The organism is Okeania sp. SIO2B3, from assembly GCF_010672525.1.
Taxonomy (GTDB): Bacteria; Cyanobacteriota; Cyanobacteriia; order Cyanobacteriales; family Microcoleaceae; genus Okeania.
The window spans coordinates 81,921-106,802 of sequence record NZ_JAAHGH010000006.1; the positions used below are offsets into that span (position 1 = coordinate 81,921).

The 24,882-nt window shown below is 39.0% G+C and carries 11 protein-coding genes; 6 read left to right on the forward strand and 5 right to left on the reverse strand.

Annotated features, from left to right (window positions below):
• Nucleotides 1-26 precede the first annotated feature (26 nt).
• Complete coding sequence (locus F6K15_RS08230; RefSeq protein WP_293059584.1) at nt 27-8,780, forward strand: DUF4347 domain-containing protein; 8,754 nt, start codon at nt 27-29, stop codon at nt 8,778-8,780.
• Between the two features lie 393 nt (nt 8,781-9,173).
• Here F6K15_RS08230 and F6K15_RS08235 read toward each other — a convergent pair whose 3' ends face one another.
• The gene (locus F6K15_RS08235; RefSeq protein ID WP_293059587.1) at nt 9,174-11,900 is read right to left on the reverse strand and encodes a DEAD/DEAH box helicase; all 2,727 of its coding nucleotides are present in this window, start codon (nt 11,898-11,900) and stop codon (nt 9,174-9,176) included.
• 252 nt (nt 11,901-12,152) lie between these two features.
• Nucleotides 12,153-13,511, reverse strand: a complete 1,359-nt coding sequence (locus tag F6K15_RS08240) for an FAD-binding oxidoreductase (protein WP_293059589.1) — start codon at nt 13,509-13,511, stop codon at nt 12,153-12,155.
• 218 nt (nt 13,512-13,729) lie between these two features.
• Here F6K15_RS08240 and F6K15_RS08245 point away from each other — a divergent pair, with 218 nt between their 5' ends.
• A complete protein-coding gene (locus F6K15_RS08245) occupies nt 13,730-14,185 on the forward strand; it encodes a hypothetical protein (protein WP_293059591.1) in 456 nt (151 codons plus the stop codon).
• A 323-nt stretch (nt 14,186-14,508) separates the two neighbouring features.
• On the opposite strand, the gene F6K15_RS08250 is transcribed toward F6K15_RS08245, so the two are convergent.
• From F6K15_RS08250 to F6K15_RS08260, 3 genes are all read right to left on the reverse strand, one after another.
• The gene (locus F6K15_RS08250) at nt 14,509-14,664 is read right to left on the reverse strand and encodes a hypothetical protein (RefSeq protein ID WP_293059592.1); all 156 of its coding nucleotides are present in this window, start codon (nt 14,662-14,664) and stop codon (nt 14,509-14,511) included.
• 106 nt (nt 14,665-14,770) lie between these two features.
• The gene (locus tag F6K15_RS08255) at nt 14,771-16,969 is read right to left on the reverse strand and encodes a pentapeptide repeat-containing protein (RefSeq protein WP_293059595.1); all 2,199 of its coding nucleotides are present in this window, start codon (nt 16,967-16,969) and stop codon (nt 14,771-14,773) included.
• Nucleotides 16,970-17,294: 325 nt separating this feature from the next.
• Nucleotides 17,295-18,647, reverse strand: coding sequence for a cytosine deaminase (locus F6K15_RS08260; protein WP_293059598.1), 1,353 nt, complete (start codon nt 18,645-18,647; stop codon nt 17,295-17,297).
• On the opposite strand from F6K15_RS08260, the gene F6K15_RS08265 reads away from it, so the two are divergent.
• The 4 genes from F6K15_RS08265 (at nt 18,636) to F6K15_RS08280 (ending at nt 24,312) form a co-directional block, all read left to right on the forward strand.
• On the forward strand, nt 18,636-18,812 hold the full coding sequence (locus F6K15_RS08265; protein WP_293059601.1) for a hypothetical protein: 177 nt from the start codon (nt 18,636-18,638) through the stop codon (nt 18,810-18,812). The two genes, F6K15_RS08260 and F6K15_RS08265, sit on opposite strands and share 12 nt — an antisense overlap.
• A 252-nt stretch (nt 18,813-19,064) precedes the next feature.
• Nucleotides 19,065-19,808 carry a DUF561 domain-containing protein gene (locus tag F6K15_RS08270; protein WP_293059604.1) on the forward strand — a complete coding sequence of 248 codons (744 nt, stop codon included), beginning with the start codon at nt 19,065-19,067 and terminating at the stop codon, nt 19,806-19,808.
• 1,218 nt (nt 19,809-21,026) lie between these two features.
• Nucleotides 21,027-22,127, forward strand: coding sequence for a hypothetical protein (locus F6K15_RS08275; RefSeq protein WP_293059607.1), 1,101 nt, complete (start codon nt 21,027-21,029; stop codon nt 22,125-22,127).
• A 718-nt stretch (nt 22,128-22,845) separates the two neighbouring features.
• Nucleotides 22,846-24,312: an alpha-amylase family glycosyl hydrolase gene (locus F6K15_RS08280; RefSeq protein ID WP_293059610.1), complete on the forward strand. Its 1,467-nt coding sequence runs from the start codon at nt 22,846-22,848 to the stop codon at nt 24,310-24,312.
• The last annotated feature ends 570 nt before the right edge of the window (nt 24,313-24,882 follow it).

Below are 24,882 nucleotides of genomic sequence, written 5' to 3' on the forward strand. Positions count from 1 at the left end.
TTCTTGAAAATAGGACTACAGATAGGATGATAATTAACGCTCCCTCTACCGTCATTTTTGTTGACAGCAATATTGCTGACTACCAATCTCTAGTTGACAGCGTCGAAGCAGGGACAGAAGTAGTTGTCTTGGATACCAACCGCAATGGTGTCGAGCAAATTACTGAAGTATTAGCTAACTACGACAATTTAGATAGCGTACAAATTCTTTCTCACGGAAATTCAGCCGTTTTACAATTGGGAAATAGTAGCCTAGATAACGGTAATATTGAGAGCTATGAAAACCAATTGCAACAGTGGGGAAAAGCCCTAGTTGAAAATGGTGATATTCTTTTATATGCTTGTAATGTCGCAGAAGGCCAACAAGGACAAGCTTTTATTAATCGCTTGGGAGAGATTACCGAAGCGGATATTGCTGCCTCTGAAGATTTGACGGGTAATAGCGATCTGGGGGGAGATTGGGTATTAGAAGCCACGACGGGATTTATCGAATCACCTCTAGCGTTTCAAGTCGAGGCAATGTCTGCGTTTAATTCTGTATTGCAGACTTTTACAGTTACTAACGCTAATAATAGTGGTACGGGTTCTTTGCGACAAGCCATTCTAGATTCGGAAAACAATAACAATGGCGGGACAAGAGACATTATCCAAGTAGATGAAGGTTTAACTATCAATTTAACTGATAGCTTGCCAACTATTAGCGAGGATGTTGAGATTCAGGGTAACGGTGTTGTAATTAATGGCTCGGATGAACATCAGATTTTAGCAATTAATGGAGAAACCGACGCTACACAAATAATCTTTTCGGATCTTTCCTTGAGAAATGGTAACGCCAGGGGTAGTAATGGGCAAAGAGGCGGTGGCGGAGGCTTAGGTGCTGGTGGTGCTTTGTTTATTAAAAACGGTACGGTAATTGCTAATAACGTTGAGTTTATTGACAATAGTGCCGTTGGTGGCAATGGTGCTAATGGTGCTAGAGGTGGTAATGCTGAGAGAGCAGGTATAGATGGACTTAGTGGGGGAATTGCCAATGAAAATGGTACTGCTTTTAATGACAGAACTGCTGCTGATGGTGGAACGGCAGGTAATGGTGGAACAAGAAATGGTCGTAGTGGTGGCAGTGGTGGTGATGGTGATAGTGGTAGCTTCGGCAATGGCGGTGGGGGCGGCGGTGGGGGCGGCGGCGGTGAATCTGGTGGATTAATAGAAGGCAGGGGTGGTTTTGGTGGTGATGGTGGTAATGGTGGTTTCGGTGGTGGTGGCGGCGGTGGCGGTGGTGGCGGCTCGAATCCCAATAGAAGAGGAAGAAGCAGAACGGCAGAGGGTGGAGACGGCGGTAATGGCGGAGCATTTGGCGGTGATGGCGGTGATGGTGCTGATGTCCCACCAGATGGAAACCGCGGACTTGGTGGTCGTGGTGGCGGTGGTGCTGGACTCGGCGGTGCTATCTTTGTTGACCGTGGTGCTGATTTAATCCTGCTTAACAGTAATTTTTCTGGTAATACAGCTACTAGAGGTGCTGGTGCTAATAACGGTCGAACAAAGGGTCGTGACATTTTTGTTAGAGAAGAGTTCTCTATATTTGGGATAACCCTCATCCCTGGTGGTCAAGTTTCTCAAGTAGGTACTAATGTTGCCACGGGAAATAACCTAGATAATGGTAGCGTTTTTGGAGATATCAGCGAGTTTACCCTCCCTACAATTAATATCGCACCTGGAAATAATCTGTCTGAATCTAATCCCGATGCAAATGGTTCTTTTAATCTATCTCTAGACAGAGCTTTACCAGTAGATTTAGTTGTTAACTATACCATTACGGGAACTGCTATTAACGATCCCGATCTCTTTGATGATGAGGAGATTGATAGTGCTGATCTGAGTATTCCCCTGAGCGTTACAATTCCTACGGGAGATACAACGGGTTCTATTAATGTCGCAGTTATTGACGATCGCCTTTTCGACCCTGATGAAAATATTATTGTCACCCTAGAAGATTCTCCACTTTACAATCTCGGTAATTCTATTTTTGCTGAATTGACGATTGTGGACGACGAGCCAGATATTAGCCTTGATGCGACAAATGCAGTAGAAGGGGAGAGTAACGGTCAATTGATATTTAATTTAGAGCCCAATGCTCCTGAAGGTCGTCAGTTAAGCTTTAGCATTACTGGCGGAACAGCAGAATTAGATACAGATTACAGGTTGCTCGATACTGACGATGAACCTATCGTCAGAAATGAAGATGGTGATTTTTTCTTAGATATTTCTGGTGAAGAAGGAGTTGTGGTTCAAGTAGATGCCACAGGGATTTCAGGAGGGATTCCCGATTTTGACGATTCTGCTGCAGAAGGAAATGAGACAATAGAAATTACTCTCAATCCTAGTGAAGAGTATGGTGGTGGCGGAAATACCATAACTGCCGAGATTATTGATAATGACAGTCCTCCTACAATTGATGTTGTTGCAGGAGATAATGCTACTGAAACTGATTCTAACCCCGGTGTTTTCCAGCTTAATTTCTCCAATCCCTTGCTCAGTAATGGCAATGAAAACGATGATGAGGATGCTATCTTTAATTTTACTATCGGTGGAGATGCTACGCGAGGTGAAGACTACAACTTAGTTTTAGTTGCTAATAATACGGAGCAAGATATTATCGGCAACAGTTTCTCTTTACCAGAAGGTACGAATACTGTCAGCATTGAGGTCAGACCAATTGATGACAATGAAGAAGAAGTTAATGAAAACGTTACTTTTACCCTCAATGAAGGAGAAGGATACGAACTAGGAGAAACTTCAGCAGAACTAACTATTGAAGACAGTGGTAGGGATGATGCGGATAATGTAGTAGGGGTGCAAATTATTGAATCCCAAGGTTCGACTAACCTCATAGAAGGACAGACTACAGATAACTATACGATTGAGTTAACCAGTGAACCTACTAGCGATGTCACTATTAATTTTGCTACCGATACTACTCAGGTAGAGAGTATTGACTCCATTACTTTTACTCCCGAAAACTTCAATATCAGGGAAAATATTACGGTGGTTTCTGTTGATAACGATATAACTACAGAAGACCGCACTTCGGTTATTTCCCATACTGCAACCAGTGATGATAATGCTTATCAGGGAATTAGCATTAATGAAGTTACTGTCAATATTACCGAAAATGATGTTCCTGGGATTGTTATTGGCAACGGAAATAATTTCAGCATCGCCGAAGGTGCAGCAGGGGAAACCTACACCATTGCTCTAGCAACCGAACCCACAGCAGATGTCAATATTAGTTTTGACATTAGCGACGATCTTGAACCCATTGCACCCATAACTTTTACTCCCGATAACTTTGCTACTCCTCAAGAAGTTACAGTTACTGCTGCAATTGATGATGAAGTAGAAGAAACGGAATTTCAAGACATCACTCACACTATTGAGAGTGACGATCCTCTATATGATGGCTTGTCAGTACAACCTCTTCCCATTGCCATTAACGAACTCAGTTTCGATAATATCGAGACAGCAGGGGGTTTAAATAACGCCCTCAATTCGATTCAAGATTCGATTGACGCTCAGTTTCGAGCCATTGAATTACCCTTTATTGGTTCTCTAGAAACTCTCGCACCAGATTTGATCGGTAGTTTCCAAACTAGCTTAATTAATCGGGTGCAGACGGGAGGAGTATTAGACGTAGAGAAACTTAGCGGGTTAATTGAAGAAACTATTGAGGAGATTCTAGAAGTTGATGTGGAAGCGAGCGCAACTCTCTCGGAAGAAGAAGCCACTTTCGATATTACAGTTGCCAAAGAATTTAACCTTGCCAATATCGATCTGGATGCGGATTTAGGTTTGCCAGGATTAGGAATTGATGTTGATGGTAGTGTCGATCTCAATTTTGATTACCAATTCGATCTGGGATTTGGCATTAACCAAGAATTCGGTTTCTTTATCGATACAGAAAAAACCAACTTTACCGCAGGAATCGATCTTGGTTTGAGTGATGATTTCCAAGCAACGGGTAATCTGGGCTTTTTGCAACTCGATCTGGTTAATGATGAAGAAAACCCCACTGCTGTCAGTGCTGATTTTACTCTAGGACTCAACGACATCGATAATAATGAAGATTCCGATACTGGCGAAGATTCAAATACTGACGAAAACTTAGATACTGGCGAAAATTCAGATGAAGAAGAAGATATAGATGGCGATCGCCTGACCAGCACAGAACTAAGGAATGCTTCTTTCGATGACATATCGGATCTCTTCAATCCCAGTGCTTCGGCAAGTGCCAATCTTGGTTTAAAAGCCGTTACGAGTGTGGAAGCGGATACTGCTTTTCCCAGTATTAATTTCGATTTGGCAGGAGAATTCGGCTCGTTTACGTTTGAAGAGGGAGAAGCAGTTGGGGATTTTTCACCGACAATCGCCTTTAACAACGTGCAACTAGATTTAGGCAGTTTTCTCTCCGACTTTGCTCGCCCCGTAATTGGTAATATTAACAGCATCATCGATCCTTTTCGTCCTATAGTTGATTTTCTCAACACCGATACGGAAATCCTCAACGATCTGAGCATTGCGGATGGTTTGGATGGCAATGGTGATGGTGAAATTAGCGTCATCGAACTCGCGATTGGTATTGCGGAATTGTCGGGCAATCCTCCCAACGCTAGATTTCAGGAGGCTTTCGATCAAATTACCGAACTGTTCGCTCTGTCAGATGCTCTCAATGAATCGATCGCTGGTGATGAAGGCATCCTCATTGATGTTGGTTCTTTCGAGTTGGGCAATTTTGATCCTAGCGATCCCGATGCCGATCCGACGAGCGTTGAAGCAGACCAAACCGCTCCTGCACCAGATTTAGAGCAACAACTCGATGATGCTCCCGATGATGGTAGCAGAAATACCCAGAAAGCAAATACCAATAGAATACTTAATAACGATAATTTCGATATTCCTCTAATTAACGATCCCTTCAGCGCCATCGACTTACTCTTGGGTAAAGATGTCGCACTCTTTACTTACGATCTTCCTGCATTAGAAGTTGGATTCGACGTACAACAAACGTTTCCCATCTTTGGCCCGATTAGCGGTTTGCTGGAAGGGGATTTTAATGTCGCTTTGGATCTCGCTTTTGGCTTCGATACCTTTGGTTTCAATCAATGGGCGGCTAATGATTTCGACCTCGCAGAATCCTTTAGAGTCCTTGATGGTTTCTTTGTAAGCGATCGGGAAAATCCAGACGGTACAGGGGAAGATATCGATGAGTTGGTTGCTACCGCTACTATTGCAGCAGGTTTAGGTGTAGACCTTTTTGCTCTTTCGGGCTTTGTAAAGGGAGGCTTAGAAGGTATAATTGGTCTGGATCTGATTGATGGCGGAGAAATCAACGGCACGGATGATGGCAGACTGCGTGCTTCGGAGATTGCAGACCGCATTTCCACACCCTTTGAACTGTTCCAATTAAACGGTATCGTTAACGCCTTTTTGGGTGCAGAAGTTCAATTATTTCGTAGGACGGTATTCGAGCAACGAATTGCCACTTTCCCCCTAGCTGAGTTTAGTGTCGGGGGTAAAGGCAATAGTTTTAGTAGCGTTATAGATGGGGTAATTTCTGGCGGTACGGTCTTCTTTGATGCGAACTTCAATGGTATTCAAGACCCCAACGAACCCGTTACCATTAGTAATGCCGATGGTAGTTACGATCTCGATATACCATTCTCTCCCTTCGACCTTAATAGTAATGGTGTTATAGATCCCGAAGAAGGTAGAGTGGTTATTGTTAACGGCATTGATATCTCCACTTCCTTACCTCAAACCGCACCGATTATTACTACTCCCAATGCGACTGTTGCCACACCTTTAACTAGCTTGGCTGCGGAAATTGCTGAACCCGATCTCGAAGCAGCACAAGCAGAAGTAATTAATGTTTTCGGTTTATCAGAAAATAGCGATTTATATAATGATGACCCCCAAACTTCCGAAGTATCGGTCTTGGGTTTACAATCTCAACTGCAAAATCTGATTATTTTAGCTACCCAAACTATCGGTGCGACTTCTTTAACAGGGCAAACCATCAATGGTAGCGAGATTCTGGTTAAAGATGGTCTGATTTATCTTGACAACAACAATAACCAACAGTTTGACGATGGGGATTTAGAAATAGTTCAAGCTGATGATGGCTCTCGTTTCTTCGATGTTAACGACAACGGAGAATTAGATAATAACGAGGTTTCTTCTACAGTAAATGAAGCACAAATTGCCAGTGCTATTCTTCAAGAAATTGCCGCTCGCGCTAGCAATGGGGAAGTCCCCGATCTTGCCGATGCTGATACCGTAACTGCTATTATTAACGAAGCTTTAACCTTTGCTATCGCGGAAGATAGCAATACCAATCTTAATGAAAATGCCATTTCTCAACTGACCGCAAGCATTGTGGAGAAAAACCTCAATATTGATGGCATCTTAGGTAAAGCTTTCCTTTCTGAAGCCGAACAAAGACAACAAATTAGCAGTCGCTATGTCTTTATTGATGTTAACGATAATGGAATACAAGATACCGACGAACCTTCTTCTTTAGTAGACGAAACAGGCGCAGACGAGCTAGATATTACTCCCTTTGACACAAATGAAAACGGTCTGTTAGACGTGCGCGTTGTCATCGAAGGAGAATCCCCAGATTTTGTCTTTGTAGATAGTAATGCTAACGGTGAATTCGATCCAGACGAACCCTTCTCAGTTGTCAATCCTAGCGGTGACAACAACTTAGAAATTGATTTCATTGATAATAATGGCAACGGTGTACAAGATGAGAACGAACCCTTCTCGATCGCTTCTCCTCTCAATCCCGATGGTACTGAAGTTGCAATTTCTCCTTTCGACCTTAATGAGAATGGGGTTTTAGAAGTAGGAGAAGACGATAACAATAACGGTATCTTAGATCCAGGAGAAGATAATAATGAAAATGGTGTCTTAGAATTAGACGAACTAAGACAAGTAGTGCTTGAAAGTACCCCTGTAGATCGATGGTCGTTTGTAGATAGTAATAGTAACGGAGAATTCGATCGCGGAGAACTATTCTCTCCTGTCTTTGATGATGGCACAGATCTCCTCGATCCTTTTGTCGAACCTGGTAAAGTATTTGTTGATAGTACAGAATCTCCCGAATTAGCTGGTGGGTTCCAACATCTAGTTATCAATCCTTTAGCAACCATCTCCCGTCTGCTTGCCGAAGCTACCGATCCCGAAGTAGCTCAAGACCGAGTTAAAACCGCATTAGGACTACCAGAAGATGTGGACCTGCTCAACTTCGATGCTTTACAAGCAGCCTCTAACCAAGACCCCAACTGGCTAGAAGTCTATGCAGCACAAGTTCAGGTGCAAAATACCCTCGTCCAAATAGAGGCGGTAACGGGAGTTTCCGAAACCGAAATTGTTGAAGCACTATCAAATGAAATCGCTAACTCTGAAAATCTTGATTTGAGCGACTCAACTCAAGTAGAAGAAATTATCAACGAACTTGCTCCCGAGTTAGCAGACAATACTGTTGATGGTGCAGCAGAAATCATTACTGAAACTAACGAACGCATTGATGACATCGCTGACGATGGCACGATGGGCGATCGCGAAAAATCGATAGAAATCGTCCAAGTACAGCAAGTGGCCCAAAGCGATGACCCAGAAGGTCTAGTAGAAGATTTACTAGAATTAGGAACAGAAGAGGAAAATGTTGAAGAAATTGTTGATGATAATACAGGAGAAGAACTTACCGAACAAATTGAAAATACAGAAGAAATAGACCCTACTACCCGTCCTGACTTTAGCAATAGTCGCCCCATCGCTGAACCAGATTTTGCAGATACTGAGATTGCTACATCAGTCACGATAAATGTTTTAGACAACGATAGCGATCCAGACAATGATGCAATTGAAATTGTAGATATTTTTGCCTCTGATAATGCGGAAGTAGTTATTAACCAAGATAATACCCTTACCTACACTCCCAATAATGGTTTTACAGGAGAAGACATTATCTTCTATGCTATTCAAGATAGTAACGGCAGTGTTGATAATAATATTGTTACTGTGACAGTTAGACCTGCTGGAGTTCTCCGTGAAGGTAATGATGATAATGATTTTATTAATGGTAGTGAAGGTAATGATACATATATTGGCCGAGGAGGTAACGACTTAATCAGGAGTCATGGAGGTGACGATATCCTGAGTGGCGGTCCTGGTGAGGATACTTTGGAAGCTGGTGCAGATGATGATAATATGAATGGAGGCAGTGGAAGCGATCGTATGCTTGCTGGATCTGGCGACGATCTATTGATAGGTCGCCCCGGTAACGATATCTTGTTAGGAGGTGAAGGTGATGATACTCTAGAAGGTGGTCTTGGTCGCGATCGACTCAACGGTGGTAGTGGAAATGATGTACTCAGTGGAGGAGCTAGTATAGATCGCTTTATTTTCAACACCAACAAAGAGTTTAATCCTGAAGATTTAGGAATAGATGAAATTACAGATTTCGTTCCCGGACAAGATTTGATTCTCCTAGATAAAAGAACTTTCACCGCACTGATGAGTGTTAAAGGTGATGGTTTTAGTGTTACAACAGAGTTTGCATTAGTTAGCACTGATGAAGAAGTAGAAAGCTCTGATGCTTTTATTGTCTACAACAATGAAAATGGTAAGTTGTTCTATAACACTAATGATATTACCGCTCATTTTGCCACCTTAACTAATGGAGCAGACATTACTACTGAAAATTTCTTCCTGCGTTAAAAGAGGGTATTGGACTGTTTCATCTTACAGCAGTTTTCTAGTTGATGAGGTACAAAGTTTTATTGATCTAGGCAACAGGCAACAGGCAACAGGCAACAGGCAACAGGCAACAGGGAATATAGGAATAAATAGTCTTATAGCTGTACCTCACTATCCTCTGAGGACTGAGGACTGACTCCTACTCAGTATTCATAAATTTTATTCTAACCAAATAATGGGGATAAAAATCTCATCAAAATTTGTATAATTTCAGTTATCAGTTGTCAATACTCATAATTATATCATATATAACTTTGTAATAGTTTGACTGAATAACCGAGTAGCGATATAGCGTTTCTCAAGTTACTGAGGTACAGTTGTTTTTCTTGTTTTCTATTCCCTACTCCCTACTCCCTAAAAAGCGATCGCTTCCAAAATTAACAACCCTAAATCTTTATATAAACCTTGATTTTGCTGAGGACAACTATGCTGAGTTAAACAGCGGGGACAACCATATTCACAATCACAATTTTTGGCTAATTCTGTTGCCTTTCTTGCAAACTTCAACAATTGATTAAAAATTGCTTCGCTCGCCCCATTTCCACCATCACAAGTATCAAAAAAATAACCTACAGTTTCTCCTGCCTTTACCTTCACAAACCATTGCACATCCTGACTCGAACTTAACACTACTAAAGGCACAGCAAACATTAGTTGATGCCCCATACTATGCAATGCAATAAAATCTGGACTACAACTCCATAATTTTTTGAACTTATCTGGAATTGTTTTTTGATACTTCTCTTTGATTTTCTCCTGAATTTGTCTAATATTTTCCTCTATAACATTGTTAAAAACATGATTTATCTCTACCTTCACAACTGGAGCTTGATATTGAGTTTGATAGGGGGGATCGAAGCTACCTTTATCTAAAGTTATTCTAATAATTTCACCTTTTTTCGTATATTCAGTAGTAAACAAATCATATCCTGTTACTAAAGAGGTAATTTCTCCCCAGATTAAACTTAATCTCAATCTAGCGTGTGGAATATTGGTTTGAATTATTTGGGGTTTTGCTAATTGCTGAATTTCTTGAATAACTAACTCAGTTTTTGGTTTGCTTTCTAAATTACAATCTTTGCCTAAAGGTTTTAAAATTGCTTGTTTTTTATCTAAGTCGAGATTCTCAGAACGATAAAAATTTAACTCACTGTCATAATTTTGGGCAAAATAAATTGCCCCTGGAAATACTTCTTTATGTGCCAGACTCATTTGCATTTTTTCAAAACTTTTTCCAGTATTAATATTGATTAACTCCACATCATTTTGAGCATGACCGCGAATATTAATATTCCGATGAGGAAAACCATATCCCCAAAGTTCAGAAGAGTTAGTAATATAGATTTTTTGCTGTTTTAATAAGCTATCGGCAATTACTCCAGAGACTTCTCCAAAACGTTCTGTTATTTCATTCAAAGGTACGCCACTTTCTACACAACTACATTCTAAATGTTTGCCTAAAATTGTTGGATAATTTGGATTAAAAGCAGCACTTTCCACCTCACCATTTAATAATAAATCTGGTTGATTTCCATAAAAGTTATCCAAGGGGTTTTGAGCTACTGGTAAAAACATCACTAACCCAGCATTTCTACGTCCTGCTCTACCAATTCTTTGCCCCCATGACATTAAACTACCTGGATAACCACGCACCAAACAACAGTCAAGTCCTGGTAAATCAATTCCTGCTTCTAATGCAGAAGTAGAAAGAATAACTTTTATTATCCCAGCTTCTAATTTTTGGATAATATCCTGTCGTCTCTTAAACTGCAAAGAACCATAAAAAATTGCCACTTTATCTGCCAAATAACTCTCTCCATTCTTATCAGCTATTCGCTTAATTATGCCCAGGAGTTTTTTAACAGCTCCCCGGGAATTACAAAATACTATCCCACTTAAGTCGTGGCGTAACCAAGATAGAATTATTTGACAAGCATCGGGGTTAGCAATTTCGCTAGGTTCCAGAAATAAAATGGTTCTACCAGCACTATCAGCACCACTTTTTGATATTAGATGAAGTCTTTCTGTTTGATGAGAGCGATCGCTAAATCTCATTGCCATTTCTGCCGGGTTGCCAATAGTAGCTGAACTAAAAATAAATTGTAATTTTTCTGAACTTCCTCCTACTCGGTCTACCGCCATTTTTAATCTGCGCATTAGGTTGGCAAAATGAGCGCCAAAAGCACCTCTATAAGTATGAGATTCATCTATAACTACATAGCGGAGTTGTTGAAAAAATTTGCGCCATCCCTCTCCATCTTTACTTCTAATTCTATATAGTTGATAGTGTAATAAATCTGGACTTACTCCTAATATATTGGGTGGGTTTGGGATAAATAATTTTTTCCTTTTTTCTGAGGAAATATCACCTGTAATTAATCCAATTTTCACAGAATTTTCGGGAAAATATGAAGCCATTTTTTCCAGCTTTTGCATCTGGTCTAATGCTAATGCTTTGAGAGGAAAAATATATAATGCTGTGGTCTGAGGTTGTTGGAGACATGATTCTAAAATGGCGAGGTTATAACAGAGAGTTTTGCCAGAAGCTGTAGGAGTAAAAATGCAAATATCTAATCCTTTCCTCAGAGCAGTTAATGATTCAATTTGATGTTCATAGAGTTCTGTAATATTTTGTAAAATCAGAGAACTTTTGAGAGTAATTGGTAAATCTTCTGGCAAAGGATAAAGTACTCCTGGAGTTGGAGGAGTATTATCTATCCCTACTAATTTATCTTTAAATTCTTGGGCAATTGTTTGAAATACTGGTCGAGTAATAGCATCTATTTCTGCTGAAGTAATTTTGGATTTTTCTGACTGTTTTAAATTTTGATTATGATCATGTATATTCTCTCTAGAATTAATTTTTTTCTGATTAATTACTATTTGCCAATCAGGAAAATTTACTGGGGTGGGATTTTCTAAAAAATCTACAATTAAACGTTTTCCCAATACTGCTGTAATTTGACCTATGCCATATTCAGGAGAATAGACTTTTGCACCAATTTTTAACCATTCTGGAGGAGATGGTAATTGATTTCCAGCTCGAATAATAGCAGCATAGTCTGTCGGTTTATCGTTCATGTTTATAGCAATTAGTACTTAGTTTTGACAATACTATTTCATTCTATAAAGTTTCAATATACATTTTGTAATTGTACGGTAAATATAAGCCATCTTGTAGTAGACTGACACACCGAAAACTGTGCACTCTTATTTTTGTTTCTAGGTGTCTTTTTCTCCCTATCTTCCCATCTCCCCATCTCCCCATCTAACGCACCATTTTAGCTGTGTCGGTCCACTACTGAACTTTAATTATCAATTATCCATTATCAATTATCCATTATCCATCCAAGCTTTCATTTTTCCCGGATTTAATAATCCATAAGGGTCTACTTTTTGCTTAAACTCTAACTGTTCAAAGTCTGTAGTTTTCATTCCTCCATCTTCCAAAATATAGGTATGAGGATTAAAAATATTTACCCCATTTTCCTCGTGATATTCAATAATTTCATTCAACCTTTCTTCAGAAGTATAACGCACAATTTGTAATCCTACTGGTGTCGTTTGACCATCCATTCGCATAAATTCTAAGTGCATGATTACTTCATCACCAAAATGCCGATACATTTTTTCTACAAGTTCCAAGTTTTTATCAGTTGGAAAACCACTTTGTAAATAAGTCAAATTTGTATCTACACTCCTAGCGTGTAATGTCGTATGATTCCAAGTAAACTCATATATTGGCGTACCCTTACTTGCCTCTTCAGCAGTTTTTTCATAACAAATTTCACCCTTAAATTCTTTAACCAAATCCTGAAAAGACTCCAAACTATATTCAGATACCATCAAAAAAGCACAATGTTTTCCTTCCGGAATTGAATTTTTTACTCCTGCAAAAAAACTAGGTATCGGCCAAGCAAAAACAGTAATTAATTTCTTGACAATTCCATCACTATCTCCCAATGCTTGAGCGAATTTTGCACAGGTCATAAAATCATCAAAAGTTACTATTAATTCTGCCCAAGGATAAGCAGGAGCTAGAGGTATTTCTAATTGAGTAATAATTCCATTTGTACCATAAGCATGATTAACTTTTTGTACATCATCTCCACGTAATTCTATAACTCTTGGTTCGTCTTCCATTGTTACAACTCGCACAGCAGAAACATTACCTCTATCTCTCAATCCACCATAATTAATTGAGCCAATTCCACTACTACCACCACCAATAAAACCGCCAATTGTAGCAGTACGATAAGTTGAGGGAAACATCCTGATTTCCCAACCAATTTCTCTGGCTTTTTTGTCTAATGCTACTAATTTTACTCCTGGTTCTACGCAAGATAAACCTGGTTTAATCCAATTAATATTATTCATTTTTGTAGTGTCAAGAACCACTCCTCCTTCTAAAGGAATACATTGCCCATAGTTACCAGTTCCAGCACCTCTTACTGTTAAAGGTGCTTGATATTTAACGCAAGTTTTAGCTATTTGTAAAACCTCTGCTTCATTGCTAGGACGAACAATTAAATTAGCTCTTTTATCTTTTAGTTGTGATTGTAAAACTGGGCTGAAATGATAATAGTCTAAGGATAGTTTAATAACTTGATTTGGTTCGGTAATAATTTCGATATTTTTTAGGTCTGAGGCTAATGTTTCCCAATTTATTTGTTTTGTTTCAGTTGTTGTCATTGGTATTTTGAGTAAAAAGTTATTTTAACATTATTATATAGAATTCGGTTGAAAAGTAGTCATGGCGACCAGAGGAAGTAATCCCCTAAACCCTTAATATTGCTTTATTTCACTCCGTTCCAGTCGCAATGACTTGACTATAGTAATTATCCTAGTTTAATATTATAGGAATTTTCGTAAGTATTCAGCTGGGAAACAGTTATAGGAGGTTAATTGCCATGAATTTTATTAAACTTGGTAAACTGGCCAAAAGTTTAACAGGAGCGATCGCTGCTTATATAAGTTTTTTCTCAATTGTCATTGTCACCCCTACTCTTGCTAAAACTCCCATAGGAGAATTACAACGTGGTGACAATGCGACTATTTCCGGGCAAGTCATAGGAATTTCGGGCGATGAATTTATGCTTGATGATGGCACAGGACAAATTTTAGTTGATACTGATGATCGGGAAACCACAAACTTATCAGTGGGAGAGCAAGTAAAAGTAATAGGAGAGTACGAGGATGATGATGTTGATGCTTTTTCTATTACTCGCCAAGATGAAAATGTAATTAATATTCAGTCAAATGATGATGATGATGACGATGATGATGATGATGACGATGATGATGATGATGACGATGGTGATGATGATGACGATGACGATGACGATGACGATGATGATGACGACTAATATAGAATGGCGTTGGTGATTTGAGGTATGATTTTGCCCCCCTAGCCCCCCAATTTTGGGGGGAATAAAACTCTAAAAGTCCCCCTTTAATCCCCCTCCCGTCCCCCTTAGAAAGGGGGAAGCCAGAGGATGCTTCGCTTTTGAACGATGGGAAGCCAGATGTTGCTTCGCTTTTTGTTGAAAGGGGGATGCGCGGGGGCTTTACCAGAACCAAACAATCGCACATTCATACTTCTATTCAGCAACGACTAATATACAATGGCATTGGTGATTTGAGGTATTATATCATGTCCCGATCAGAGCGCGATAGAACTCCGTGACTTTTACTCGACCAAAAAACTTTCTCCTTCTACTCCGGTTTCTTCTTCTCTCCTGACTTCCCCTCCCAGGAGGGGAGGGGTTAGGGGTGGGTTGGGAGGGGCGAGGGGTGGGTTGACTCCTAAAAAATTAAGATGAATATCATACACGCGCTTTAACAACGCCAGATATTATATACATAGGACTTACCTAGAAACCGGGTTTATCCACGAAATTTCTTGAAGGAAAATAAATCCGGTTTTTTCCTGACTCCTGACTCCTCAAACTCTATTTAGTCTTTTGCCAATCTTCCAACGCTGCAATAATAAAGCTACTAGCAGGGTGATTCAGGAATTGTTCAACACCAGCAATTCCACCAGCTTTTATAGCACTGAATATTCTTCCTGCCTTAGTTGTATTATTATCAATTTGTGTAATTACTTCAGTAGCAATTTTCATTTTGCCTGCCGTTGTATCTGACGGGTAAGTTTCATCAAGTTGAGCTAATAATTCTTGAATATCTTTTGCTGCTTGTGCTAAATTTTGTTGTTCCTGAGATTCGTGAATTGTTCGAGCAATTTTTGAGTCTTTAATTTCTCCTTTACCAGCTAAACCATAAATTTCTCTTCCGCTACCAGCGAAACCATCAATTTTTTCTTTGTTGGCAACTGCTCCATGAATTTCTTGAGCATGAATTTGGTCTCCACTACTTTCTGACATTTTTGTATCTCCTTGATTACTATAATTTTCTATATTAACACCAGGGCGATTAACTGCTGCGCTTAATACACCTTTATACCATTCAATATCTTTTTCTCTCTGTGCTAATACTGCTCGAAGTTGTTCTGGTGAAAGTGCTTTCAACTCATTATAAGTATCGAAATATTCTTTATCTAATATTGAATGATCAGCTTCAGGTTTAGTGTCAGCTCTAATCAATAATTTGTCGTTATTTTCGCCTCGAACTTCAAAAGAACGCATTTTTATTTCTGCTTCTGGATGGTCTTTTTGTAGTTTCTCAAATGAATATGCAGCTATTCGGGGGTCTACTCCTTGATTATGATAAAGGTCTAAGGTATTCACCAAAGGTTTGATAAATTCTGCAAACTCCCCTTCTTCAAAATTTTTATCTTCATCGGCAGGTTTTCGGCGCACACGCTCATCCAAACTTTGTTCTGGTGGAAGTTTGAGAAAGTCTGGTCGTTTATCTGGAGGCAGGCGCATATAAATATAATCGCATTTGATATCGTCTAGTTTGGTTGTGGTTGTTATTCCCCAGTCTTCAAGAAAAGCTCCGGTTAAAGTTGCTCCTGTGAGGTCAGCTTGGTCTAAAAATGTTCCTACTAATTTGGCACGAGAAAGGTTTGCATCTTGAAGGTTGGCTAAGTTGAGATTCGCTTCTATGAAACTGGCATTAGTTAGGTTTGCTCCGCGGAGATTTATTCCTTGGAGAGCAAAGCGATCTAAGTTGATGTTTTCACCTTCACCAGTTTTGACTAACTCTCTGACTTTGGCATCTTTTAGATAGGTTTTTCCTGGTCGTATACGGTCTAGTTTTATAGTGTTTTTCCAAATAGTGCGGGTTATGTTAGCTCCTCTAAAATCTGTACTTTTGAGAGTAGCATTAGTGAAGTCAGTATCAGTTAAATTGGCATCTCTGAAAGAGGTTCCACCTATGGCAGCAAAGGCAATAGCTGTATTGCGAATTAGAGAGTATTTTTTATCTCCTTTAATTGCTTGACAAGCAATGTAAGCACTTAAGAGTGTCTGGAATAAGGTTCCGGCTCCAATGAAACCGAAGCCAAAGCTTTCGCTTTCAAGTAGGAATTCATATATGAATACGTTTAAAGCTAGGGTTCCGCTTACGGTGAAGGTTCCGGCTACAGCTACAGCCACGACTCCAGCTACAGCAAAGGTTCCTATGAGGGCAAAGACTTCGATGAAGGTGAAGACGAATGCTCCAGCTACCGCGAAAGCTCCAATAACGATTCCGGTGAACATTCCGGCTACGGAGAAGCATACGGCTATTGCTACAGTTAAGGCTCCGGCAATAGCTCCGGGGAAAGCTGAGTCTTCTATTTTATTAGAAACAAACCTCATCCAGGATATAATAGTTATAATTAAGCATACCCAACCAGCAATTTGAGTCATTAAATCAGATGAATCACCCTTTATTAACACAGGTGTTACTAACATCAAAAAAATTATTGAAATGAATAGACTCAAATAAGCTGATATACAAACTAAAACAAAAGCACCAGCAAGCAAAACTACCACCCAACGCTTCTGTAACCCCGCCTTAGCTCCACAAAACTTAGCCCCCCTTAGATTTACCCCACTAAAATTAGTACCCCGAATATCAGCAAAACTGAAATCTGCATCAGACAAATTTTCTCCCTTAAAAGACAGACCTCTAAGATTAGCTCCTTGGAAATTTCGTTCACCTTGTTGATATTGTTGCAATATTTCACGTTTACGCCGATTCATATTTTTTATCTATTAATAATGATTTAGTAAAGGAACATTGGAAAAATGACCACTGGTTTTAAAACTCCTAACAATTATGTAGGTTGGGTTGAGGAACGTAGCTTGCTTCCCGCAGGGTAACCCAACAACAACAAATATAGCAAAAAATATAGGTATCTGTTGGGTTGCGCTGTCGCTTAACCCAACCTACATTTCAAATAAACGGCGTTGCTGATTCTGGGTATGATGCAAGCCCCCCTAACCCCCCAAAATTGGGGGGGATAAAACTCTAAAATTCCCCCAAAATTGGGGGATTTAGGGGGCTTTCCCAGAACCAAATAATCGCTCATTCATACTTCAATTCAGCAACGCCAAATAAACTATCTAATTCACAATAATCAGGTAAACTTCTATCAATAACTCGACCATTTCTTAATACCACCCTATCATGTTGAGACCGTGACAAAAGTTCGCTAAAATTCCTACCTTTAAACAGAATTAAATCGGCAGATAATCCAACTCTAATTCTGCCAATATTAGGCAAACCAATTAAATCCGCAGGAGTCTTAGTAACAGCATTCGGCCAATCCCCATAAGGCATATCTAAATGAGCAATTCTGACTGACATATTAAACACTTCCAAAACATCATGGTCACCAAATCCAAAAAACGGGTCGCGACAATTATCACTGGCAATAGCAACAGAAATTCCCTGTTTTTTCAATTCATGTAATAAAGTCACACCCCGCCATCTCGGAGTATAATTATCTTGCCGATTTTGCAGATAAAGATTACACATTGGCAGACTCACAATACTAATACCAGCTTCCTTAACTAACTCTAGAGTTTCTGTTACTTTTTCCTGAGTTTGTACAGCCAAACTACAACAATGTCCGCAGATAATTTCCCCAGAAAATTGATGACTAATTGCCTTCTCAGCAACCTTATGTAAAACCCTAGAATTAGGGTCTCCATTTTCATCAGTATGTAAGTCTAAATCTAATTGTCTTTCTTTCGCCAGACTAAATAATCTATCTAATTGATTATCTATATCTGAACTCATAAATGGAACCGCTCCTAATATCCCACCAACATCAGCAACTTTATCAGCTAATTTTTCTCCAGCTTCACTAAGATAATAATCCCCAGTAACCAAAGAAACAGGTTGTAATATTAATCGACCTTCCCAATCTTTTTGTAACGCTTGAAATACTTCCAAACTAATATTTGCCTGTTCTGCAAAACAGTCAAGATGAGTCCGAATAGCCTTTGTACCATGAGCATAACTACACTTCAGACCAAATTCCATCCGGCGGTAAATATCTTCAGCATTCCAATATTCTTTCGCATCCCTAGCTCCCGCATCCAAAGCGCCATTAAAACTACCATCTGAGTTAGGCGATCGCACCCAGATATGACCTTTATCTAGATGGGTGTGCATATCCACAAAACATGGCCAAACCTGGCCACCTTTGAGGTCTATTGTAGGAATATTAGTTTCCAGAGAGGGCAAATGTGTTGAGGAGTAGACGACTTGTGTAATAAGTCCTTCACTAATTTCGATATCCATCAGTGATAAACCCTCCCTAGTTTGACTAGGTATGTCAAAATCAGTTTCTACAAGACATACAGGTATATGAGCATTTTTTAGCCAATAGTGATGATTATCATAAATTACAGAAAATTGTTGATTATTCATAATATCGGTGTTGGTGAATTAGTGTATGATATTAATCTTAATTATTTAGGAGTCAACCCACCCCTCGCCCCTCCCCCTCCCCTCCTGGGAGGGGAAGTCAGGAGTCAGGAGGGAAAAAAAAAGAAGGAAGAGGAAGAACAGGAGAAGAAGAAGAAAGTTTTTTGATCACTAATTATCCGGACATGATTATATCATGGGAATCTCCCTACAAGGTTTGATATGTGAAGATGTAGTTGATCAATTTGAAAAGCGCTGAAAAAAATGTTCCATCTGACAAATCTTTCTACTTAAAACTTTTGACTTAAAATTTTTGACTTTTGACTTTTTAAAATTTTTGACTTTTGACTTGAGCAATAAGTGCTGTCTCCATGGCAAAATTAATGTTGAGAACACAATCGGCAAAAGGATTAATCTACAATGATGACTGAATCTAGATTACAAACTGCATTAGAAAATGGCCAAGCTCTAAAAATTATCAGTGGTTTGACTAATTTTGATACAAACAGAGTAGCAGCAACCGTCAAAGCTGCCACCCTAGGTGGTGCAACCTACGTTGATATTGCTGCCGATCCTAATTTAGTACGAATGGCGCGCAGTTTAACTAACTTGCCCATCTGTGTTTCTGCCATCGAACCTACTAAATTTTTGCCAGCAGTAGAAGCAGGAGCTAATTTGATTGAAATAGGTAACTACGATCCATTCTACGCCCAAGGAATATGCTTTGAAGCGGAGGAAGTATTGGGGTTAACTCAACAAACTCGCGATCTGTTACCTAATATTACTCTTTCTGTAACTGTTCCCCATATTTTAGAACTAGACCGACAAGTACAACTAGCTACTGAGTTAGTAAAAGCTGGTGCTGATATTATTCAAACTGAGGGCGGCGTCAGTGCTAAACCCATTCATCCTGGAACATTAGGGTTAATTGAAAAAGCTGCCCCTACTCTAGCAGCAGCTTATGAAATTTCTCGTGCTGTATCTGTACCTGTATTGTGTGCTTCCGGCATTTCTAATGTAACTGCGACCTTAGCTATTGCTGCGGGTGCAGCAGGAGTTGGTGTGGGTTCTGCTATTAACCGCCTCAATGATGAAGTGGCAATGATAGCTGCGGTTCGTAGTTTGGTAGAAGCTTTAGCTAGTGTTAGTTATGCGCAAGTGTAGCTTTTAGGTTGTTTTAGGTTTTAGGTTTTAGGTGATATCATTTTTGGTAGTATGGTTTGTGTAAAACCTGAGCAATTGCCTCCGACACGCTTCGCGAACGCTACTCTTCAAGCCCTTGTGAGATGATCGGTAGGCCAGAGCGTGAAAACAAGTAAGACCTTTTGCGCTTAAGCCAAATGATTTGATATCGACTCTTTTCTATTGGGTCATGGGTAATTCGGTAATTTATTTCTAATTCATCTATACTTAGATGCTCCTGGATACTTAAGCGTTTTGGCATAGTGGCATTTGTGGAGCGTGGCTTCAGCTGTATCGCTCCGGGCAATTATTTTGATCTCTATTATACACAAACGATGCTACTGGACATGATATCATACCAGATTCGGATGATTAAGTAGAATAAAAATGTTCTATTGAAGCGATCTTGAGGGAATATCTCAAATTTCTGCTCCGTTTCCAGTGTTATATCATGTTCGGTTGAATACTTATACTTTGAAAAAAGGAAGGCAGAAGGCAGAAAGCATAAGGCAGAAGGGAAATAAAGGTTCAAAGGGAGAAGGTTTTTTATCACTAATTATCCGAATATGGTGTTAAATCCTGAATTTACACCTACGACTTACGACCTACGACCTAAGAACTTTATTATAACTACAGGACTTACACATAACCATCACTTATGGTAGGGGCATTTTGCTCCGCAACATATAAAGCGGAGCTATGCGTAGGATTGACAAAGAGATGAAAATTTTTCTTCACAGGAGTCGATTGGATATGGCGAGGAGACCTCGCCATCCCTCGACCGCTTATTATCCCCTTAAAAGGGGAGGCACATACCCACAATTTTTCGGTAAGTATTTAGCTAGCCTCTTGCAGAGGAACTGCCTTAACAGCTAAAAATCTAAGGGTTTAAGTCCCCCACTATATTTAAAAAAGCCCTTGGTGCGCCTTTTATGAGGGTTTTAATCCTTCATTATACACCTTGAGAAGCTGATATAGCAGAAGAAAGAAGGAAGAAGGAAGAAGGAAGAAGGAAAAATCTTACTTTGTCTGAGCTTTAAGCTTTTGATCTGTCCTCACCTTTCCTTCAACTGCTATAGCTGACCGCTGACTGCTATTTCAATTGGTATAAATATTTAGGTGGTATTTATACCAAATTTTTCCACCTATATCGCAGCTCAAATCAATCGAAAAAATCGCAAATTTAACAGGAGAAAAAAAATGGCTAAAAGAGTTAATTCTAAAAATACAAAGGCTGAAATTTTAGAAGCTTTTGCAGAACTAAAAAAAGAAAAATCTGCCCTAGAAGCAGAAATAAATCAGCTAAGTCAGGGAAGTAAAACTACAACTAAAACCTCTGTAGATTCAATATCAAAAAAACCAGAAAAAGAAGTCGCAAAATTTATGAACTTAAATCAAACTCATAACAAACCAAGTATGCAGTACACAATTGAAAATTTGTTGATGGTGCAAAGTGGCTTTGGTGGAGCTATCAGCGAATTATCAGAAAAACTCACTTCAGAAGCAACTAAATTAGAAGAAGTTCGACAGCAAGTGACAGAAGAAATGCAACAATTAAACAATTTGCATAGTTTAGAAAATATCGAAGAAAATACCTTAGATAATTTGATTCAACAATATGAACAAAGCGCCAAAGAATTCGAGACAGAATTTAGCGATCGCCAAGAAGAATTACAACAAGAAATAGAGTCAAATAAACAAGCTTGGTCAAAGGAACAACAGGAACATCAACGCACAATAAAAGAACGAAATGAACAACAAGATAAAACTCGCCAACGAGATGAAGAAACTTATGAATATGACTTGAATTTGCAACACAATCTAGATCTTGACCAGTATGAACAAAATAAGAAAAATTTGTATAAGGAATTAGAAGAATTTCAACAGCAACAAGAGAAAATATGGTCTGAAAGAGAGCAGTCTATTTCTGAACGGGAAAAAGAATTTGCACAGGTAAAAACTGAGGTAGAAAACTTTAAAAAAGAACTAGAGTCTAATATTAATAACGGCAAGGAAAATGGGCGAAATATTGGTACTTATCAGGCGAAAATTAAATCTGATTTGTTGGCAAAAGAAGTCGAAGGAGAAAAGCAATTTTATGAACTACGAATTCAATCTTTACAACAGACAATTCAAAATCAAGAGCAACGAATTAAAAATTTATCTGCACAATTAGATTCCACCTTGACACAGGTTCAAGATTTAGCAGTTAAAGCCATTGAAGGTGCATCAAATTCTCGTTCATTTCAAGCCATGAAAGAAATTGTTTTAGAACAAAAGAATCAACAAAAGAAAAATTGATTTTTAGCCATTGTTTAAACTCTAATAATACTAAATCCTCTTTAGCTAGTATCTTTATTACTAGGGTAAAGCAGAAAGCTGAGGGAAACTTGAAAAAAATACCTTTCGATCAGCAGATTCATTATTATTAGACAAATTTATAAATTAAATGAACCTTTGATCCAAACCTTGTAGAGACTCTCCATGAAACGTCTCTACATTTTTTTTTACCCAATAATATCAAATCCGGTTAAACAGTTATAGATTAGTTAAGTTTTTAGGAGTCACCAGGAGAGAGAATCACAAAGATTTATTAATTATGACGATTCGATAATTTTTTTATGTCCAATTCCCCCGGATTTGATATAATTAAAGTTTAAAGCAAAAGGAAAAATATTACATTGTCTGAGTTTTAAGCTTTTGATAGGTCTTACCCTTTCCTTCGACTGCTATAAAGTCTCTTCCTCTTTGAAGAAATAAAGACAAAAAATCCTGTTCGCCAGTCCTATCAGTTTTCAGGAGAGATAATTATTCATTATTAATTTTTGAAGTCTATATAGCAATTCCCAAAAAGAGTGAGGTACAAAACTCTAGGTTTTAGGCAACAACTCCTAAAGGCAATAGGCAATAGTGAAGTAAAGACAAGAGTCTACCTCACGCTTACTGAGAAACGCTATATTTATTATGTGTTTGAGTAATAGTAAAGTTTTTTTACTGTCTACTCTCAAATATGAAATATATGATTAATCCTTCTCTATATCAAATAAACACCCGTGTTTGGCTCAACAGATTGTCCCAAGAGTTGGGTCGTCACGCCACCTTAGATGATATTCCCGATGCAGAATTGGACCAAATAGTAAACTTGGGATTTGACTGGGTGTACTTCTTAGGAGTTTGGCAAACAGGAATAATGGCGCGAAATATCTCTCGTGCAAATCCTGATGTCCGAAAGGAAGCTATAGAACTTTTTGGTGATAATTTCCAAGAAGATTATATTTGTGGGTCTTGTTTTGCAGTAACTGGTTATCACATCCATGAAAACCTAGGTGACAATGGAGCTATGTTACGACTGCGCGATCGCCTCCATCAAAAGGGACTAAAACTCATGCTTGATTTTGTCCCCAACCATACCGCCCCCGACCATCCTTGGGTACAAACAAATCCTGACTTTTATGTTCAGGGAACCCAGGCCGATCTGGAACGAGAACCCCACAACTATATACGAATAGAATTGCCAACAGGTAGCCAAATATTTGCTCATGGAAGAGACCCCTTTTTTCCAGGTTGGTCTGATACTTTGCAACTGAACTACGGCAACCCCAAATTACAGGAGGGGATGTTAGCAGAGTTATTCAATATTGCTCATTTGTGCGATGGCGTTCGCTGCGATATGGCAATGCTAATATTGCCAAATATTTTTGAGCAGACTTGGGGTATTCCAATACAACCGTTTTGGTCTGATGCAATTTCCCAAATTAAACAGCAATATCCAGATTTTATCTTTATGGCAGAAGTCTATTGGAATTTGGAGTGGGAATTGCAACAGTTAGGATTTAATTACACTTATGACAAACGCTTATACGATCGCCTCCATCAACAGCAGGCAATTCCAGTCAGAGAACATCTTTATGCTGGTCTTGCTCTTCAAAATAAGTTAGCACGCTTTATGGAAAATCACGATGAACCCAGGGCGAATACAGATTTTCCACTAAGAGTTCATGAAGCTGCTGCAATTTTGACTTATTTTACCCCTGGTTTACGTTTTTTCCATCAAGGTCAGTTACAAGGTTGGTCTAAAAAAATTTCGATGCACTTATGTTATGCTCCTGAAGAAGCTACTGTTCCACACATAGATAGATTTTACCATCAATTATTAGATTCTTTAGCTCTGGATATTTTCCATGAGGGAAATTGGCAATTACTTGAATGTGTTGCTGCATGGGAAGGAAATTACACATGGAATAATTTTATTGCTTTCAGTTGGGAAGGAAAAGATGAGCGACTGTTGTTGATAACTGTTAACTATGCTTCTTATCAAGGACAATGTTATGTTCGGTTGCCATTTGAGAGTCTCATGGGTGAAACGTATGGACTACAAGATTTAATGAGTGAGATGAGTTACGACCGCTTGGGGGATAACTTGATTTCACGAGGTTTATATTTGGATTTACCTGCATGGGGTTATCATGTTTTTGATGTTAGTTAGAACAGAAGAAGTTAAGGATGAAACTATATGAATATAATAGGTGGTAGGTTGTAGGCGTAAATTCAAGATAGAACATTCGATATAGCGTTTCTCAAGTTACTGAGGTACAGTTGTTTTTCTTCTTTTCTATTCCCTATTCCCTAATCCCTACTCCCTACTCCCTGCTCCCTACTCCCTACTCCCTACTCCCTAATCCCGAAAAAAAAGGAATTTTGTACCTCACTCCTCTTGGGAATTGCTATAGGAGCATAAATTTGGGATATTCCTTCAAGATCGCTTTAGTCGAACATTTTTATTATAGAACCCATTTGATCGCTATATAATTATGGTATTCAAGTCTTTTCGCGCATCAATTTTGACCGAAAATCTTCTGTTGGTGTGTTTAATTTTGTGTATTATTTCTCCCCATATCTTCCCTTTTTCTTCTTCCCCTCCACGGTCGGGGGAGGGGCGAGGGGTGGGTTGTCTCCTGTCTCCAGTATAGCTGTCTCCTTGCTAAATTTATGAAGATACGATCGGGGGTTCTATACTTAATCATCCGGATTTTATATTACTTGTATTTAAGATAAA